Source organism: Candidatus Peribacteria bacterium, assembly GCA_023038255.1.
Lineage (GTDB): Bacteria > Patescibacteriota > Gracilibacteria > Peribacterales > Peribacteraceae > CALREJ01.
Genome location: CP082927.1, coordinates 484,505 through 504,125 on the forward strand (window position 1 = coordinate 484,505; position 19,621 = coordinate 504,125).

Here is a 19,621-nt window from a genome sequence, read left to right on the forward strand (position 1 = left end):
GGGTTCTTGGTGTGGGTTAGTGATTTTCTCTTACTTAATTGGCGACGCTCCAGCAGCGCCGACCGTTTCGATTGCAGACGACGTTGTATCCTCCTTGGCCCGGTTGGGCGTAGGTGACAAAGGTCTGCGCGCGTTGCAAGTCGAGGATGATCTTGGCGTTGAGGTTGTTTGCAACTCTCAATTCTTCGACTCTATTCAAGAGATTCGCAATGGCCGTAGCCTCGGCCTGAGAAGCGATTTGCCGTGCGGCAATCGCCTCCGTGAGGCTGTCGAACTTCAGAGCAAGATTGTCGATTGCGGTTTTGATACCGCCAAGTTCTTTCTTGACTCCTTTCAGTTCCTCGAGGCCTTCACCGATTTTCTCGATCTTCACGTTCCCAGAGATTCGATCCCGGGTTTCCTGCTTAGCCTTCACGTTAGCTTCTGCTTCCGAAATCGCTTGGACGGCGATATCGTAAGCCGGCTTCAGCTCATTGAGCTTCGCGATCATCCTTTCTTCGTATTCAAGGTCGCGGGTGTAGATGGCTTCGACGATCATTTCGACCGTCCAATTTTCCGGTGCCTCCATCTTAAAGCGCCATCCCGCATACTCGTCTTTCTCTGTCTTGTCAGTAGGACCTTTTGCAACGAGCATTCGGAGTTTTTGTGCTTCCACTCGGACATTGGTCCATCTGGCATCCGCCTTGTTATAGGCGGCGATCAGTGCTGCTGCTGCTGGGGTCGGATTCAAGTCTGTCGGCGTTACCGGCGGAACAGCAGCAGCCATTGCCGCGGTTGCCTCGTCGAGCTTCCTCTTGGCATCTGCGAGTCTTGCCGGAACATCTGCCGCTGGAGTGGTATATGTCCTCGGAATTTGCGTGTCTGCAAATAAGCTGTGAGGCTTGTGCGCTTTCACGCGGTCCGCTGTGGCGGACAAGACAGTTTTCTCCTGCGACTTGTAGGCCGCGATGGCTTCCTGGTTGGTAGTTTGCACCGCAGTGAGCGTAGCTCGTGCTTCCGCAAGAGCGGCCTCTGCTGCTACCAGTTCTGTCTGTTCTACCGTCGGCTGTGGCGCCGGTACTACCCCACCTTTGGGGTCCTGTGCCTGAACCAACGACAACGAAGCGAATGCGAACAAAACTGCGACGAACGTGGGGAACAAGTTCTTCATGACTAACATCCTTCTTGAACAAAGTTTTTCTCAGAGGCGGACAACATGTCTTCCTCTCCTGTCACGCTATATTCTAAAAGGCCTACAGGAACCAATCCTGTGTCCTTAATTTTTTATCACTAACCCATTACCGGTTTTCAACAATCCATACGGGGGATTGCTGAAGACGATAGTGGAGGGTATGAAAATGGCTGTTTTAAGCCTCTTTACACACCGTAATGTTGTAAAAGGACCACGAAAAGCAACTTAAATCCTACACAAATATCATAATTTTGTCAAGTAGACTAGGAAAGTCCTAAAACTATGGTATATTGCCGCAAACGTCAATTTAAAAGATTTTCATCTTCTCATCCTCATCAGCTATGGCTTCTCTTCTCCTCTCCGATGGAACTGTCTGGAAAGGCGTTTCTTTTGGTGCAAAAACGGACTCTGACGGAGAAGTGGTGTTCAATACAGCCATGATGGGCTATCCGGAAAGTATGACGGACCCCAGTTATCGCGGACAGATTCTGGTGACCACCTTCCCGCTCGTCGGAAACTACGGTGTGCCGAGTGAGGAACTGAATGAGTGGGGATTTTCCAAAAACTTTGAAAGCGAAGCTATTCATGTGAAGGGATTGATTGTTACCCAGGTGAGCGAGACATACAGCCACTTCGATGCCGTGAGTTCACTGCAGAACTGGATGGAGCACCACAATATTCCGGGAATCACCGGCATCGATACACGCGCTCTTACAAAACATCTGCGCGAAAAAGGGGTGATGCTCGGACGGATTGTTGCCGACGACGAAGCGACAACGCAGACAGACATCGCAGGCTTTGATGATCCGAATCTCCGAAACCTCGTGGCGGATGTCAGCTGCACGGAAATGATCACCTACGATCCGCCGGCCGATGCACCGAAGACTGGACTCACGATTCTTGCGTATGACTGCGGCATGAAACGAAACATTATCCGGAGTTTCCTGAACCGCGGTGTGAAAGTGGTCCGCGTGCCGTGGAACTTTGACATGATCAACTACGACGGACAGATCGACGGACTCTTCATCAGCAATGGCCCGGGCGATCCTAAGACATGTATCCCCACCATCGACGCCATCAAGAAATCCATTGCCGCAAATATTCCGACCTTCGGTATCTGTCTGGGAAACCAGCTCCTCGCACTCGCGATCGGCGGTGATACCTACAAACTTCCGTACGGTCACCGCGGTGCAAACCAGCCGTGTGTGGAAATTCCGTCAGACGGCAGTGAGCCGCGTCATTGTATTATGACATCGCAGAACCACGGATTTGCTGTGAGTGATGAGCTTCCGTCCGGATGGCGTGTCTGGTGGAAGAACGCAAATGATGACACGGTCGAAGGCATCCGCCACGATTCGGGGAAATTCTTCTCAGTCCAATTCCACCCCGAAGCAACGCCGGGTCCGGAGGATGCGAATTATTTGTTTGATGAGTTTGTGCGGGTGATGACGGAGAAAAAAGGATGACGAGGAAGACAAGGATGACAAAGAAGACGAAGAAGTTTCATTAGTACTTTGTTTCTTCGTACTCTTCGTCTTCCTCGTCATCCTTAAATATACCCCTCCACATGCAAATCCGCTTTCTCCACTTTCCATTCTTCCAGAGCGAGCTGCTTCATTTCCTTTGTCATCTCCGGACTGCCACAGACATAGATATTTTTTTGGGAGAAATCTTTGCAGATCAACTGTACTAACGACTGCACCCGTCCTTTGTGTCCGGCCCAGTCGTCGTTGTCTCCACTCAGGGCAATGTGCAGGTAAAAGTTTTCGTACTGCTGTGCCAGTTTTTCAAATTCTGCTTTCCAGAACAAGTCTTCCGTATGGCGCACGCCGAAGACGAGATCAATCTGCTTCGTGAATCCGGATTCCAGTGCATCCATAATCTGTGAGCGGAAGGGGGCGACGCCGGTGGACGTTGCAATGAAGAGCAGGTCTTTCGGGTTTTCTTTATTGATGACAAAGTTTCCGAACGGCCCCTGTGTGCGTACGGTGTCACCTTCTTTCAGTCTGGACTCAATCCACATACTCGCACGGCCGCCTTCTTTCAGCTTGGCGACAAAGAGCAATGCATCTTCCATCGGTGTCGATGCAATCGAGAATGCGCGCGTCTGGATGTTTGTCGGATCATCCGGCAGGGCGACATCAAACAGGACGAACTGTCCGGCGCGGAATGTGAGTTCACCGGGACGTTTGAACGTGAATGCGTAGACGTCATGCGCGATTTTCTTGTTGCCGGTGCATAATAGTTGATAACTGGGAACGGGCATTTTCTTTGAGGAAGACGAGGATGACGAAGAGGGCAAAGAATACGAGGAACACCAGTGTAGCAGATTTCTTCGTCATCCTCGTCTTCCTCGTACTCTTCGTCTTCTTTTCAGGGAATCGTCTAATATTCCCCGAATAAATCTCTTTCCGGCCGCATCCCCGGTACCCATCCGCAGAAATCGGAAGAGGGGATCTGATGATCACGGATGATCGCGGCAGGATTGCTTTGAGCGGCATTCCCCATCACCGCATTTCCCATCACGGACAGTTGATCCGCAACTGCTTCTTTTGTCATGGTGAGCGAATGACCAAACAGATCTTTGGTCCCGATCTCACTGCGCACCGGATCTATCCCGCAGGCCACGAGCGCAAATGCGGACACACCGGATCGTCGCGGAATTATAAATGAATCACTGATGATCACCGGCATGCCGAGTGCATCGCTTATTCTTTTTACAGACCGCACCGGATCAACCGGCCACCCGATCGCATAGCCATCACTGACATTTGATTCATCAAGTCCTGCGTTGGGGACAAGTACTGTACTCACCGCATCCGTCTGCACTTCTGTGAGCATCGCTCCTGTCACCCCACCAATCACCTTGCCGTGCATGCGTACCGTTTCCTGTAGCACTGCCTGACAAAACGCGGCACTCTTGCCGGTTTTCTGCGCCCATATCTCCGCATCACTCGTGGGTGTCACTGTCGATAAATCAATGGCGGCACCTTCCGCAGTGGCAACCGCCTTGGAAGACACGATGACAATGTCGCCATCCTGCATCATCATCGATTGCTTCAGAATCGATGCCACGTCATCACCGGCTTTGATGAGGGGTGTGTGGATGGGAAGAATGTGCATACTGCAATCAGGGAATTTTTACCGAGCCTTCCTGCACAAGATACACCTGGTGCTCACCGGTGTTTTTCAGGAGGTCGACAAGTGTCAGGCGGATTTTGAGCGGGACGCCGGACGGGTTATGCATGTTGAGCTGCGTGAATGGTTGCCTGCTTGTAAAACTCACGTCTGCATGTGGAGGCAGAGTCCAGCGGACATAGCCGAAGCTTGGCTCGTCTGCGACCACCGCTTTGAGCGGCACGTTCCGCACCTCACCGCGTTTCCATCCTGCAGGGACACTGATGGCAATCGATTCCAGCGTATCGTTTTTCATATCGATCATCCGCAGCAGATCATTTTTTGTGACCGTCATCTCAAGGGTCATGGGCTGCGTATGTTCCACGCCAATATCCAGCGAGGGGATAACGTCCGGTATGCCCTTCTGCGTGCTCATGACAAAAAAGACGATCAGCACAAACGGGATAAACGCGCCGATGAGTGTCTTGCTGAGGGGGGACATACAGGGGGACAGTATGACGGAAGAAATGGGGGAAGACGAGTATGAACGGGCATAGTTTGGAGGTGCCCGGAAGGGGATGTCTGCTAATCTTTACATTTCACATTTTCATACTCTTTTTGCTTGAATTCATTGGATAAACCCGTCTTTCGATGCTAAAATACACACATATATGGAGTTCGACCCGCACACACTTCATCAGATCATCCAGCGCATCCAGCAGCAGATGCGTTGCCCGCAGTGCGGCGAGAAGGTGCCTGTGGATTTCACCTGCGTTCGCTTGACCGGTGATGATTTTGTGTTGATGCAGCTTCGTTGTGACATTTGTGATGCGTATATCGTCCTGCATGCCTCTTTGGCAGGAATCAAGGGCGTGAAACTCGAGAAAGAGGATAAAGACCGCATTTTGAACGCGTCTTCCTCACTTTGCATGCGTGAAGGAGAGGTTGATATGCTGAGAAACGCACTTGAAAAGGCATCCGGCTCGTTTGAGCAGCTGTTTGTAGAATCCAAGGACGTCGAACAGAAGGAAATCTAAGACACATCCCCCTCATTCCATCAGGTCGTTTTGGCGTTTTACATTGAAAAAATGGCGTAAATTTGGTATTATAGGGAGATACCAACATACAACGTATGTGCCCGAATATCCCCTCCGCCTCACCGCAGTCACCTGAGGACATTGCTCAGGCCAAGCAGCGTGAAGAAGAAAAGGTGCAGCGTGAACTGGATGAAAAGCGGGACATGCTTTCCATGGATATTCTGCAGAACGTCACGACGCAGATTGTCACGATGGAAGAGGAAATTCGCGTAAAAAATGATGCACTACAAAAAGCGATCACACAGCGACAGGGGTGGACGCAGGATGCAGTGATTTATGCAAAGAAAGATGCCATTGTGCAGACACTCGAACAAGAGCTCGCAGGTGTCCGTACCAAACTCGACACACTGAAAAATCAGCAGGGGATTATAAAAGGGCATATTTCATTCATCTATGAAAAAATGCCGAAAGGCAGAACCGATATCAGTGCATCGGATCTCAAGCATATCATCTGGCATCCGACCATGAGCAGAGGGAAGGCAGTAGAATCCTCATCGCCAGTACCCGGAGCCGGAACCATTCTCCGCGAAAAAGTGGACGGCAAAGAAGGGGAGTATATTTATACATGTCTGGCAGAAGACGGATCAGATGCGTATTTCAGAGTCTATGCACCGGGTCAGGTGCGCGAGGCCGAAACACAGACCGCAGATGGCAGGCCGATTGCTGTGGAGCAGGAAAAGGCGCTTGGAGTCTTGGATATTCTGAACAAGCCGCGTGAAGAATGGCGGCAGGGAATGCTAGCGTTAGTGAAAGACCCGAAGAATGCACAGGAATTGCAGGAGTGGGCAACGCAGGAAATGCCGATGGATGGCGGAAATGCGCTCGATTTCCAGAAAGAACTGTTGTCGGTCATTCTCGAGAAGAACGCAGCCATCAGCGGAGAAATCATGCGCGTCTGGAAGGAGCGTCTCGATGATCCTGCGGACGTGCGGAGAAACATCGATACCATCAAGCGTTTGTCGCTGCTGGGAAACATTCCGTTCGGTTGGGCGCTCGATGTCTATGAAAAGAAGGTGCAGACAGATCCGCTTACAGCAAAAGAACTCGGCACATCACTGATGGGGGATGCGCTGCTTGCGGCGAATAATCCGACTGACAAAGACATGCTGATGGATCTGAAAAGGCGCTTTGAATCGGCAAAGAATCCGTTCATGCGTGCGCAGCTTCTGCTGATGCTCTGCGAGAGTGATCTTGTATTTGAACAGACGGTTTCGTCTGATGACCTCTGGAATGCAGCCATGGTGAATGAATCCGTATGCACCGCTGTCCTTCCTGTTTTCATCAAGCGCAAAGATCCGCGTACGGTCGAACTTCTGGAAAAAATCATGAAGAGCGGCACGCATTTTGAAGCGGATCTTGTGCATTTCACGAGAGTGATGCTGGACGCCACGCGCTATGTTCTGACATTGCCGGATGCAGAGAAGCAGAAAATCATAAAACTCTGTGATGATTTGATGGGATCGGATACTGTTTTGCATCCGCTTTTTCTCAAAATGTTTACCGTTCTGAATAAGCCTGGAGCTGCACTTGAAGTCGCTGGTATCGGCGATAATCACGAGATGATACTAAGAATGCAAATGCTTCTTCAGGCCAATGAAGAGCTTGATGCGCGCATTGCTGCATTGAAAAACATACCTGCTGATCAGCGAATGCAGATGATGAAGGCGCAGGCGCCGCTTCCCGGAAACCAGCAATTGCTCATCCTGAAAAACCAGGCTGATGTGGAAGTGGATCAGGTGGCAAATGATATTGCAAAAGATGCTGCAGAGCTGATTCACAGATTGCAGAAGCCCGATGCACCGAATCTGCTGCCCATTCCAAACGATGTTGTCACCGATGCAGAAAACGCCATTCAGGATGCCTTCAAGAGCATTGCATGGGATGACACGATGTTTGAACCGATTGTGATGAACGCGCCGGGAGTATATGAAGAAAATCTTCTGCGGGAGCAACTGGCACCGCGTTTGAAAAAAATATTTGAAAACGGACGCATGAAAAAACTGGGAATCGACGATACAATGTGTGAAAAATGGGTCGACCTGATTGTCTCGGACAAGAAGAATCAGGCTGCAGTGCACACGGTGATGCAGGCAAGAATGGTGTCAGAAATTGCCAATGGAAATAAGCTTCTTGAGGAAAAACTGGTCGATCACCTGCTGCAGAATTTTGAGAAAGGACAAGGGGAAAAACAATTTGCCAATGTGTTCGGAAAAAACTTTGCACTGAAATCCAAACTGCTCTTCGCACAGAATACCGCGCATCAGGGGATATATGCCGGTGGATCGGTTCTTCCGGTAGCTGCTGCAGCTGCTCCCGTTGCGGCCACCGTCGTTGCGGCAAAAATAACCGGATCAGCCAAACCGCTTGAAGAGGCGAGCGTTGCCCCCAAAGAATCTTCTGAGAAAGAAGTGGAAAAAATATCACCCGCCTTAAAGCCGCTGCTGGAAAATACAATAACTGTCGTGAATGACGGCATTCAGTATTCCCGTGGAACGGTTGATGGATACGATGTGGTGATCGCGGAATCCGACTTTTCCACCCGCGCGTTCCTGCAGATGAAAAATGAAATGCTCGAACTACCGACACCGGATGTAAGCGGACTCAATACTGTCGTGATTGATCGCGGCAATCAGACGACGGTGTTTTATAATCTGGAAAAACAGCAGATCGAAGATCCGTACGACAAAAAACAGAACGACATTCTGAGCCGCATTTTTGAAATCGATACCGCGACATCCGTCGTGCACGATAAGCAGATCCAGTACATCAGCGACGGAATGCATCTCCTGTTCCGTGGTGCCGCAGACACAATCCGTGCAGCGCACCCGCTTCGTGTGCTCGGAATTATTACCGATGATGACAAGATCGACGAAAAACGTGCCGATCAGTTCCGCGAACTCTTCCATTATCACATGGATGAAATCCGCGACTGGACATTTGCCGATATGCAGGCTCTCACAAAGCTGTGGGAGAAAGAAGACAAATTCGTCTTCGCTCCGCTGATCGACCTGCGTGGTGAGGCCTAAAACGCCTGCAAAAGCACCTCAATTACCTTTTAGAAAATGTCTTATAATTGCGTAAAAATACAAAATTTGGTATAATAGAGAGAAAACAAAAAACTATGGATGACACACAAATCCCCAGCGGCCAGGAGATCTATGACGCCATTATGGCAGGTATTGAACCAGAGCTGACTACTGCAGGACTGGAGACGCTGGAGCAGGTGTATGCGAATGAATTAGAGCAAGACAAGGCAGCCCGCGCCACACGGTATGACACTGCATTTCTGGAATACGACAAACAGTTCCAGGCATACAGCGATCAGTGGATAGACAGTCTGCGCTCGTACAAACGCACGGCGGTCTCCTCACTCGAAAAAGAAAACCGTGAAACGGAAGACAAGGCCGCGCTCGATTCTATCGAATCTTCTCTCTCAGCATGATGCATGTCTGTCGTTCCCATTGGCAGGTGACACAGCGCGAGCGCCGCGAAATTTTTCAGTTGCCCAATGTTCCCCAGAATGCACCGCAAAATGCGCCGGCTGCCACGCCGCAGGCTGCGCCGAATGTTCCGCCGAATAATCCGAACGCTGCAAAAAATATCGCGAAAGATAAAATTGTGAAAGCGGAAGCGACGGGTAACAAAATCCGGTCCATGAAGCAGAGCATGGATGCTGCGCTGGCACAGATCGCGAATATCGGAAAGCCTCCTGCAGCCCCAGTTGCAGGCGCCCCGGACGCACTGACCGCAGCAGTAACATCCGTCGATGCCATCAAAACCGCATCCAATATCAATACCCTTCCTGCAGATGCGCTGACCGACATGATGCAGAGCGCACGCACACTCGGTCCGGAAGCAGGGGAAGTGTGCGATAAAATTCAAGACGCCATGACACAGTTGCAGGCTGCTCTTACGAACGAGCCTGATGCGGTGAAACAGAAGCAGATTACGGACATGGCAATACTGCTGGAAAATAATGCAAAACTTATTCTGGCCGATCTCCTCACGCCCGATGTAAAAACCGGTGCGCCGAAAGGTATCGGGTCCCTTTTTGGAACAATGCAACCGGAAGAAGCTGCAAAAATCACTGATGCGGCGAATGCAAGCCCTACCATGACCAGCATTAATGATTCATCCCTGTCCGAAGACGAGCGCAGCAAACTGATCGGTAAAGTGATGTGTGACCATGGCGTGACAATCGAGAAAGATGCCAGTGGCCAGTACATTGCAGTTGCCCCGCTGAGCCCGTTTGCAAAATTTCTGAATCAGATCAACGGTATTTTCAGACTGCTTGGATTTGTGAAGACGCCGGTGAAGGGTGCAGAGACGAATCCATCCACTCCATCCAACGGTCCGCAGACGACGCTGAATCAGGCAGAACAGGATGCCATTAAAAAGAACATCAAAGATCCAGCCTTCGGCATGGCCACTGAAAAGGGAAAAGCAAAGACCGCAAAAGCGACTGCTGAAAAGGCACTCTACGGTATGGCTCTCGCTCCCAATACGCCTCCTCCCGTGCCGGCGCCGGGCAGCTTGAAAGGACAGCTCACTGCTCTGACCGCAGAGAAGACAAAGCTCGAAACAGATATCGCCGCTCTCAAGGCTGCAAACCCTCCCGATCAGAATGCAATTACCACAGAAACTGGAAAGCTGAATGTAAAGATGTCTGAAATCACCGCGAAGGAAGCGGAGATAAAAGTGCAGGAAGAGATTGTGAAAAAAGAGGACGTAAAAATGAAATACATTGATGACTTGCAGAAAGCCGCGACAGATTCTGTGACTGCCATGACAGAAGTGCAGACATACATCACGACGCTCAATACGAAACGCACGTACAAAAATGCAGACTCAAAAATTGTAGGCGATGCATTGTCGGGCATACAGATAGATGGTCCGGGCAATGATCTCAGCATTCGCTGCCTGAATGTAAATCTGTCAGCATGGCAGGCGATGCAGGATCTTGCTGCGCAGAAATTCGGCATTGTAAAAACTGACATGGATCTCACGCAGCCGGATATCATGAAAGATCCGGAAAAATGTCTTGCTGCACTCAAAGTCATCAAACAGAGATTGGCGGATCATGAAAAGAAAATAGATAGCCGCATCGGAGCATTGACCGCTGTCGGTGCATCAAATGACGAAGCAGCAGATGTGGCAAAAATTGAAATGAATGTACCCGGTATCCAGTTTGAGTATAAAAACGCACAGTGGTCATTTGCCACTGACCCGGGCGCAAATGCGTACGATGCCTATTTAAAATCCGGCGAGGACAATGTTACAGCGGTCTTAAAAAACTACATGGACCAGAAAATACAGAGCGACCCTCTTTCTCCTTTGAGCGTGTCTTTTTTGGATAAGGCTCTGGAATATGAAAATAGTATCAATCCAAACACTGTTGCCATACGGCAATATAAGCAACTGATAAAAGATATTCCTCTCCTGAAGCAAAATGTCAGTGTGTCCACACCCATGGTAAAGGTAACTGATGTTCCGGGTTTGAAGGATGCAATAGAGAAGCATCCTTTGTTTACAGGAAATACACTTGATGCAGACTTGAAGACGAATATGGGGATGTAATCAAATAAAGAGAAAAGCCTTGCATTGAAATGCCCGCATTCGTATAATGCGTCCACATTTCCGGTGTTTCCCGCTTATTTGAGACGAATAAGAAACGGGGGCAACGGAGTTTCGTGCGTGAATTTTTCCGCAGAAATAAGCCATTTTTCCCACTTTCTCACATGCCGACAACTGCTACGTCCGCAACCGATTCCTTCGACGCCGTCGCCCTCAGCGTTGCCAGTCCGGATGATATCCTGACCTGGTCCCGCGGTGAGGTGACCAAAGCCGAAACCGTGAACTACCGCACACAGCGTGCCGAGCCGGATGGCCTCTTCTGTGAGCGTATTTTCGGTCCGACCAAGAACTTCCAGTGTTTCTGTGGAAAGTACAAAGGAATCCGTTATAAGGGTGTTATCTGTGAAAAGTGTGGTGTCGAAGTCACGCGCTCTATCGTTCGCCGTGAACGTATGGGCCACATCAACCTGGCTGTTCCCATCGCGCACATCTGGTTTTTGCGCTCCAGCCCGTCCCGCATCGGACTTCTGCTCGATCTCCCGATCAAGACCCTCGAACAGATCGTCTATTTCGCAGCATACGTCGTGATCAGCGTGAACGAAGATATGAAGACAGAAGCGGAGAAGGAACTCAGCGCCAGCATGGAAAACCGCCGCAAGCAGGTCGTACGCGAGTATGAAGAGGCAAAGAAGCAGCTCACAGAAAGCAATGCCACCCGCGCCCAGCTTGATGCGCTTGATAAAGAGTATGCAGAACGTCTCGAATCTCTGAAGCTGAACCACAAAGAAGCGCTCGATGATCTGAAAAACCTCCACACCGGAGGTGTGCTCTCCGAGCTCAAATTCCGTGAAATGAACATGAAGTTCGGTCACGTGTTCCGCGCCGGTACCGGTGCCGAATCGCTCCGCGAAGTCATCCTTAATATTGAACTCCAGCAGCTCGCAACCGATCTTCAGGCCGAGCGTGAGAAGTCGTCGGGTCAGAAACTCAAGAAAGTCATGAAGCGCATGAAGTTCGTGAACAGCATTCTCCAGGCAGGCATCGACCCGTCCTGGATGATCCCGACACGCCTCCCTGTGCTCCCTCCTGATCTGCGCCCGATGGTGCAGCTCGACGGAGGACGCTTCGCTGCATCTGACCTCAACGATTTGTACCGCCGCGTCATCAACCGTAACTCCCGTCTCAAAAAGCTGATGAGCATTGGTGCGCCGGAAGTCATCTGCCGCAACGAAAAGCGTATGTTGCAGGAAGCGGTCGATACATTGCTGAACAACTCCGCTCGCGGAGGCAAGACACTGTTTACCGCAGGAGATCGCCGCAAACTCCGCTCTCTCTCCGATATGTTGAAGGGAAAGCAGGGACGCTTCCGCCAGAACCTCCTTGGAAAGCGCGTGGACTACTCCGGACGTTCTGTGATCGTCGCCGGTCCGCACCTCAAGCTCAACCAGTGTGGTCTGCCGAAAGAAATGGCGATGAAACTCTTCAAGCCGTTTGTGATCGGAACCATCATCCGCCGCGAACTCGCACACAACGTGAAGGCTGCCGAGCGTCTCATTCAGGACGGTGGCAAAGAGGTGTGGGATATCCTCGAAGAAGTCATTAAGGACAAGTACGTCCTCCTCAACCGCGCGCCGACACTGCACCGCCTTGGTATCCAGGCCTTCAAGCCGACTCTGATCGAAGGTCTCGCGATCCAGCTGCATCCGCTCGCCTGTACGGCCTTCAACGCCGACTTCGACGGAGACCAGATGGCTGTTCACGTGCCGCTGTCCGACAATGCGCAGCAGGAAGCACGCAGACTGATGTCCGCATCCACAAACGTGCTGAAGCCGTCCGCTGGTGAGCCGATCATCAACCCGGTGCAGGACATGGTGCTCGGTTGTTACTTCCTCACACAGGTGCACGATGGCAAGAAGGGCGAAGGGATGATTTTCTCCACCCAGGACGAAGCATTCCTCGCATTTGACTCCGGCGTGGTCGATCTGCAGGCAAAGATCAAGGTCCGTGTTCCTGCTGAAGATGGAAAGACCCAGATTATCGACACATCCGTCGGACGCCTCAAATTTGATGAAATCATGCCGGAAGGAATGGGCCGCACGACCAAGCCGATGACGAAGAAATATCTGAGTAACCTCATCGCAAAAGCACTCGAACTCGTCGGCGAAGAGCAGACGACACAGTTTGCAGACCGTATTAAGGACGTTGGCTTCAAGTTCGCAACCATGTCCGGTGTGTCCATTGCGGCATCCGACATTTTGGTGCCGGTTGAAGCAGAAACGCTTGTGGCGGAAGCAAACGTGAAGATCAACGATATGACGAACTTCTACTCGAAGGGATTCATCACCGCTGATGAAAAATACAACCACGCTATCCGCATCTGGTCCCAGACAAAGAACGAAGTGTCCAGCGCGATGATCCGCGACTTCCTCAAGGAACCGGAAAACGACATCACCTACGTGATCGACTCCGGCGCTCGTGGTAACTGGGGACAGGTCACCCAGCTCGGAGGTATGAAAGGACTCGTTGCCAACCCGTCCGGACGCACCATCGAACTCCCGATCCAGAGCAACCTCAAGCACGGATTCTCCGTTCTTGAATACTTCATCGCGACACACGGAGGACGCAAAGGAAAGTCCGACACCGCTCTCAAGACTGCGGAAGCCGGTTACCTCACACGCCGTTTGGTCGATGCAGTGCAGGACATCATTATCCGCGAAGAAGATTGTGGATGTCTCACCAGCCATAAGATCACGACAGCAGATTCCGAGCGCATCGGTGAAAAATTCGAGAGCCGCATCTTCGGACGCACCCTCGGAGAAGACATCGTTAGCGGCGGCAAGACGATTGCGACCCGCAACCAGGAAATCGACGCCGATCTCATCGATCTTTTGCACGAACATAAGATTGAAGATGTACTCGTGCGCTCCGTGATGACGTGTAAGACCAAGCAGGGAATCTGTGTCCGCTGCTACGGCCGCGATCTCGGTAACAACAAGACTGTCAAAATCGGAACACCGGTCGGTATCATCGCTGCCCAGTCCATCGGAGAACCGGGAACGCAGCTCACCATGAGAACCTTCCACATGGGAGGAGTCGCCGAAGGAGCCGACATCACGCAGGGTCTCACCCGCGTGGAAGAACTGTTTGAAGCACGCAACCCGCGCTCCGCAGCCCAGCTCGCTGATATTTCCGGAAACGTGAAAGTCAGCCACCAGGGCGGAAAGACCACGGTCACCATCCACGAAGAAGTGCCGGGTGAGGATAACTACCACCTCCAGGCAGGATTCGAAGTGGTCGTGGAGAAGGGTGAAAAGGTTGCAGAACGCACCATTCTCGCAAAATCCCGCTACGACAAGTCCGTCATCCGCGCTGTTGCAGCCGGAGAAGTGACTGCTATCGGCGACGGTGAGATCAAGGTGAAGCACTACGAACTCCAGGAAAAGGCCTACCAGTTCGGTGGCCGTGAATCGCTCATTGTGAAGACCGGTTCCAAGGTTTCTGTGGGTGATCCGCTCAACGTTGGACACTTTAACCTCCAGGATCTCCTCGAAAAGAAGGGTGTCTACGCTGTGCAGAACTACGTCGTGCAGGAAGTGCAGCACATCTACGCATCCCAGGGTCAGACTATCAACGACAAACACCTGGAAATCATTGTCCGCAAGATGTTCTCCAAAATCCGCTGTTCCGATGCCGGTGACACGAACTTCCTGCCGGGCGAAGTGGCCGACAAGGGTGAAGTGGACTACGAAAACGAGCGTTTGGCTGCCGATACGAAGGGAAAGGCAAAAGCCGCTACCTACGAGCAGCTGCTCCTCGGTATCACCCGCGTGGCTCTCGCAACTGATTCCTGGCTCTCCGGTGCTTCCTTCCAGGAAACCATCCGCGTGCTTGTGGACGCTGCCACCACCCGTAAGATCGATATGCTCGCAGGACTCAAGGAAAACGTCATTATCGGTCGTTTGATCCCGACGGGTGAGGTCTACCGCAAGCGTTTTGCTCTCGAGCAGGGTCTGGAAGAGCCTGCAGATGAGATATAAAAGCCTTTACTTCGTCTATTCAAGTCATTACTATCCCCCCACCTTCGCTCACCCGAGCTACGGTGGGTAAACCACCCCCTTTCTCACTATTCAATGCCAACTATCAATCAGCTCATCCGCAACCCGCGCAAGAATAAGCGCGTGAAAAGCAAGGCTCCCGCCCTGCAGTACACCTGGAACGCCCTCAAAATGCGTCCCTCGCCGCTGCCTAAAGGCGCTCCCTTCAAGCGTGGTGTCTGTCTGAAAGTCACAACCATGACCCCGAAGAAGCCGAACTCCGCTTTGCGTAAGATCGCCCGCGTTCGCCTGACAAACGGTCACGAAGTGAAGGCCTATATCATGGGAGAAGGCCACAACCTCCAGGAACACTCCGTTGTGCTCGTCCGCGGTGGCCGCGTGAAAGATCTTCCGGGAGTCCGTTACCACATCATCCGTGGTGTGCTCGACACCGAAGGAGTCAGAAACCGCAAGCAGGGACGTTCCCGCTACGGTGCACGCCGTCCGAAGCCAGGAGCACCAGCCGCCAAGTAATCCCCATAACCCATAACTCATCACCCGTAACCCATCATGGCCAAGCCCGTTAAGCCCTACATCGTCCAAGGTTCCAACCCTTCCATTGAGAAGTTTATCAACTGCATCATGAAGCGTGGAAAAAAGTCGACCGCTCGTCACATCTTTGCAGACGCGCTGGCTGTCATCAAAACCCGCACAAAGGAAGATCCGATGGAGGTATTTTCGAAGGCCATTCTGAACGCAACACCGCTCATTGAAGTCCGTCCGAAGCGCGTAGCCGGTTCTGTGTACCAGGTTCCTGTGGAAGTCACCCCGAAGCGTCAGGTCGCCCTCTCCACCCGCTGGTTGCTCACAGCTGCCCGCGAGCGCAAAGGAATGCCGATGGCACAGAAGCTCGCTATGGAACTCCTCGATGCATCTGCAGAGCAGGGAGGCGCCATCAAGAAGAAGCTGGACGTCATGAAAATGGCCCAGGCGAACAAGGCCTTCGCACACCTCGCGAAATAATCGCCATCCACAACGAATTCCAAAAGAGGGCCACGAGGCTCTCTTTTCATTAGGATTTAGTATTTCGAATTTTGCTACTACAAAATGTCCCCCAGTCTTATCAATAATAAGATGGGGGAGTGAGGGTTGTTGGAAAATGGATCAAATCAATACGATTGTGCTTTGAATACTCCTACGCGGCGGCTGGTGCGAACAGGGCAAGGGCCTCGATAGTTCCTTCAATATTTGTGAGCAGCACTTTCTTGAATTCTCTCGTCAGTGGGGCAATTTGCTTTATTGCATCCTCCAAAGTGATTCCCGTTGTGAATCCAAAGAGGCGTGCGTCATCCTCTGGGATTCCAAGCGTAAACGGCTGCCCCTCTTTCACTGCTCCTTTCACAAGGTGACCTCGGACAGTCTTTGCAGCGGCAAAATACCGCCTCAAAGCATCAGCACATTTTTCATTGATGTCGCCGACCAAGATTTGACCCCTTCATTTCCAAAACCACTCGAATTCCTGCTTCCGCAGTTCATCGAAAATATTGCTTCTTCACCCATAGAAGAAGCAGGAGGCGAGTGGCGACTATGTGAAAGGTCGGCTGATGTAGAAGTATAGAAACTTCCCTCTGAATCTCAAGAGAAGCTAATTTTATCTGCATTTTGTAAAAAATACTTCACAATTCGGCTCCTCCTAGCCAAAAAAGTGTCTCTTGACCATTGACAGGAAATGTAAAATAAGTATAATGGTTCCACACTTATTTTACACATAAATACACAAATAATGCCTACCACCCCTCTCACTGCCGTTTCTGGCCACATTCCTCATTTTGATACGGATCTGCTCAGTCAGATCATAGAAGTGGAAGTCGACAATGCCATCAGACAGCTGCAGACGGCCGGACGCTTTATTGATAACAGCATCGCCCGCAATTGGCAGCATTCGCTCAGAGATATGCTCACACATATGATGCTTGAGGAGCACGGAAATCACTGCATGCTGCCAGAGGACATTGAAAAAGCATTGAGGAATCTGCTGCAGGTGCTGATAGATACGGACGTGGATCTCATCAAAAAAAAGCCGGTATGCCGTGAACAGGTGACTAGCTGGAGGCGTTTCCAGATGTCTGTCCTCCGCTTCTTCCGGAAAAAGCTGCCTTCCTAGGGCAAACGAGGCGGTAAAACGATTGCATCAGCGCAGGCACTTCTGTAGAGTACCCCAGCTTTTATGAGCTTTTAGCTTATAGATGTTAGCTTTTAGGAATTACTCTCATTCCTAATTCCTAACTCCTAATTCCTCACTCCCAATCCCATGGACCTCAAGCACGTTCGTAACATCGGTATTATCGCGCACATCGACGCAGGAAAGACAACGACGTCCGAGCGCATTCTCTTCTACACGGGCCGCAACTATAAAATCGGCGAAGTGCACGAAGGTGAGGCAACCATGGACTGGATGGAACAGGAGCGTGAGCGTGGAATTACCATTACCGCTGCGGCAACGCAGTGTCACTGGAAGGCGCAGGCTCCGGGAGAGGGGGAAGTCGACATTACCATCAACCTGATTGATACCCCGGGTCACGTGGACTTCACCGCTGAGGTGGAACGTTCCCTGCGCGTGCTCGACGGAGGAGTGGTGGTGTTTGATGGTTCCCAGGGTGTGGAACCGCAGTCCGAGACCGTGTGGCGCCAGGCGGATAAGTATCATGTCCCGCGTATTGCATTCGTGAACAAAATGGATAAGACAGGAGGAGACTTCTACATGTCCCTCGCGTCCATCCACGATCGTCTGAGCAAGACTGCCGTTGCAGTCCAGCTCCCGATTGGAGCGGAGAGCGATTTCTCCGGTATCGTCGACCTCGTGCAGAAGAAAGCATTCAAATTCGAAGGAGAGCACGGACAGAACATTATCGAGATTCCTATTCCGGAAGACATGCACGAGCAGGTGATTGAGTACCGCACCCTTCTGATGGAAAAGGTGGCAGAGAACAATGACGATATGATCGACCACTTCCTGGAGAACGGAGCTCTCACGGACGAACAGCTCTTCCGCGGTATCCGCCAGGCAACTGTCGTCGGAAAGATTTACCCGGTCTTCTGCGGCAGCAGCCTCCAGAACGTCGGTGTGCAGTTCGTGCTCAACGGTGTGGTTGCATACCTCCCGTCTCCGCTCGATGTGCCGTCCATCCGTGGAACAAACCCGGATACGGAAGAGCCGATGGAGCGCAAGCCCTCTGATGATGAACCGTTCTCCGCACTCGCATTCAAAATCGCCACAGACCCGTTCGTCGGTCGTCTGACGTTCGTCCGCGTCTACTCCGGTGTCATGAAGACAGGAACAGCCGTGTATAACCCGCGCTCAAACGCCAAGGAACGTATCGGCCGCCTCGTCCGCCTGCACGCAAACTCCCGCGAAGAAATCCAGGAAATCCGCGCCGGTGATATCGGTGCCGTGATCGGACTGAAGGAGACACGCACAGGAGACACACTCTGTGACGAAGCAAAGCCAATCCAGCTGGAATCCATCACCTTCGCCGAGCCGGTTATCTCCATCGCTATTGAACCGAAGACCAAGCAGGATCAGGAAAAAATGGGTATCGCGCTGCAGAAGCTTGCAGAAGAGGATCCGACATTCCGCGTCCGCACCGACGACGAAACGAACCAGACAATCATCGCGGGAATGGGAGAACTCCACCTCGATATCCTTGTCGACCGTATGCGTCGCGAATTCAAGGTGGAAACCAACGTCGGTACACCGCAGGTTGCGTACCGCGAAACCATCACGAAGGAAGTGGAGGGCGAGAGCAAGTACATCAAGCAGACCGGTGGTCGCGGTCAGTACGGACACGTTGTCTTCAAACTGATTCCGCAGGAACCGGGCAAGGGCTACGAGTTCGTAAACTCTGTGGTCGGAGGCCGCATCCCGCGCGAATTCATTGCTCCGTGTGACAAGGGATTCCAGGAAGGTATGACCCGCGGTATCCAGGCTGGTTACCCGGTTGTGGACGTGAAGGTTGAACTACTCGACGGTTCCTACCACGACGTGGACTCCTCCGAAATGGCGTACAAATTTGCAGCCTCCATCGGATTCCAGGAACAGGCCAAGAAAGCAGATCCGGTCATTCTCGAACCGATCATGAAGGTGGAAGTCACCTGCAGCGAAAACTACCTCGGAGACGTGATGGGCGACCTGAACTCCCGCCGCGGTATGATCCTCAGCCAGTCCGATCGCGGAATGGCCAAGGTGATTGCTGCCGAAGTGCCGCTCTCCGAAATGTTCGGATATGCCACAGAACTCCGCTCCATGACCCAGGGCCGCGCGAGCTACGCGATGGAACCGAGCCACTACTTCAAGGTGCCGAAGAACAAAGCAGACGAAATTGCTGCTTCCCGCTCCGGAGTGGCAGTATCACGCTCAAACGGTTAATACGGTCGAATGTGAACGAAGAAGAGCGCCCGTAACAGGGCGCTTTTTATTGACAGATATAAAAAATGTTTCTCATTTTCCCTCTTCTGTCTGGGGAAGTTGTACGTAAATGCTCAAATAGAGAGATGTTTTTTCTGTACAGGAAAGCCCTTTTACTCATTTTTCTCCGGCAAATATCATTGTACCCTCCCTTCATATTTTG

The 19,621-nt window shown here is 51.6% G+C and carries 15 protein-coding genes; 10 read left to right on the forward strand and 5 right to left on the reverse strand.

Features of this window, described 5'->3' with window-relative positions:
- Positions 1–34 precede the first annotated feature (34 nt).
- Positions 35–1,150, reverse strand: a complete 1,116-nt coding sequence (locus K8942_02290; protein ID UPA23019.1) for a hypothetical protein — start codon at positions 1,148–1,150, stop codon at positions 35–37.
- A gap of 362 nt (positions 1,151–1,512) precedes the next feature.
- Here K8942_02290 and carA point away from each other — a divergent pair, with 362 nt between their 5' ends.
- Complete coding sequence (carA, locus tag K8942_02295) at positions 1,513–2,637, forward strand: glutamine-hydrolyzing carbamoyl-phosphate synthase small subunit (protein ID UPA23020.1); 1,125 nt, start codon at positions 1,513–1,515, stop codon at positions 2,635–2,637.
- Positions 2,638–2,720: 83 nt separating this feature from the next.
- Here carA and K8942_02300 read toward each other — a convergent pair whose 3' ends face one another.
- From K8942_02300 to K8942_02310, 3 genes are all read right to left on the reverse strand, one after another.
- Positions 2,721–3,437: an FAD-dependent oxidoreductase gene (locus K8942_02300; GenBank protein ID UPA23021.1), complete on the reverse strand. Its 717-nt coding sequence runs from the start codon at positions 3,435–3,437 to the stop codon at positions 2,721–2,723.
- A 119-nt stretch (positions 3,438–3,556) separates the two neighbouring features.
- Positions 3,557–4,294 carry a coenzyme F420-0:L-glutamate ligase gene (locus K8942_02305; protein ID UPA23022.1) on the reverse strand — a complete coding sequence of 246 codons (738 nt, stop codon included), beginning with the start codon at positions 4,292–4,294 and terminating at the stop codon, positions 3,557–3,559.
- 7 nt (positions 4,295–4,301) lie between these two features.
- The gene (locus K8942_02310) at positions 4,302–4,790 is read right to left on the reverse strand and encodes a hypothetical protein (GenBank protein UPA23023.1); all 489 of its coding nucleotides are present in this window, start codon (positions 4,788–4,790) and stop codon (positions 4,302–4,304) included.
- Positions 4,791–4,959: 169 nt separating this feature from the next.
- Here K8942_02310 and K8942_02315 point away from each other — a divergent pair, with 169 nt between their 5' ends.
- From K8942_02315 to rpsG, 7 genes are all read left to right on the forward strand, one after another.
- On the forward strand, positions 4,960–5,325 hold the full coding sequence (locus K8942_02315; protein UPA23024.1) for a hypothetical protein: 366 nt from the start codon (positions 4,960–4,962) through the stop codon (positions 5,323–5,325).
- A 95-nt stretch (positions 5,326–5,420) separates the two neighbouring features.
- On the forward strand, positions 5,421–8,411 hold the full coding sequence (locus K8942_02320; GenBank protein ID UPA23025.1) for a hypothetical protein: 2,991 nt from the start codon (positions 5,421–5,423) through the stop codon (positions 8,409–8,411).
- A gap of 95 nt (positions 8,412–8,506) precedes the next feature.
- Entirely contained in the window at positions 8,507–8,827 is a 321-nt protein-coding gene (locus K8942_02325; protein UPA23026.1) for a hypothetical protein, read from the forward strand.
- Entirely contained in the window at positions 8,824–10,962 is a 2,139-nt protein-coding gene (locus tag K8942_02330; GenBank protein UPA23027.1) for a hypothetical protein, read from the forward strand. The genes K8942_02325 and K8942_02330 overlap by 4 nt, the downstream gene beginning before the upstream one ends.
- Positions 10,963–11,123: 161 nt before the next feature.
- The gene (gene rpoC / locus K8942_02335; GenBank protein ID UPA23028.1) at positions 11,124–14,996 is read left to right on the forward strand and encodes a DNA-directed RNA polymerase subunit beta'; all 3,873 of its coding nucleotides are present in this window, start codon (positions 11,124–11,126) and stop codon (positions 14,994–14,996) included.
- 93 nt (positions 14,997–15,089) lie between these two features.
- Entirely contained in the window at positions 15,090–15,527 is a 438-nt protein-coding gene (rpsL, locus tag K8942_02340; protein UPA23029.1) for a 30S ribosomal protein S12, read from the forward strand.
- Positions 15,528–15,563: 36 nt separating this feature from the next.
- A complete protein-coding gene (rpsG, locus tag K8942_02345; protein ID UPA23030.1) occupies positions 15,564–16,016 on the forward strand; it encodes a 30S ribosomal protein S7 in 453 nt (150 codons plus the stop codon).
- A gap of 172 nt (positions 16,017–16,188) precedes the next feature.
- Here the strand turns inward: rpsG and K8942_02350 are convergent, their stop codons facing one another.
- A complete protein-coding gene (locus K8942_02350) occupies positions 16,189–16,395 on the reverse strand; it encodes a hypothetical protein (protein UPA23031.1) in 207 nt (68 codons plus the stop codon).
- A 381-nt stretch (positions 16,396–16,776) separates the two neighbouring features.
- On the opposite strand from K8942_02350, the gene K8942_02355 reads away from it, so the two are divergent.
- Both K8942_02355 and fusA read left to right on the forward strand, forming a co-directional pair.
- Positions 16,777–17,157, forward strand: coding sequence for a hypothetical protein (locus K8942_02355; protein UPA23032.1), 381 nt, complete (start codon positions 16,777–16,779; stop codon positions 17,155–17,157).
- Between the two features lie 147 nt (positions 17,158–17,304).
- Entirely contained in the window at positions 17,305–19,419 is a 2,115-nt protein-coding gene (gene fusA / locus K8942_02360) for an elongation factor G (GenBank protein UPA23033.1), read from the forward strand.
- Positions 19,420–19,621 lie beyond the last annotated feature (202 nt).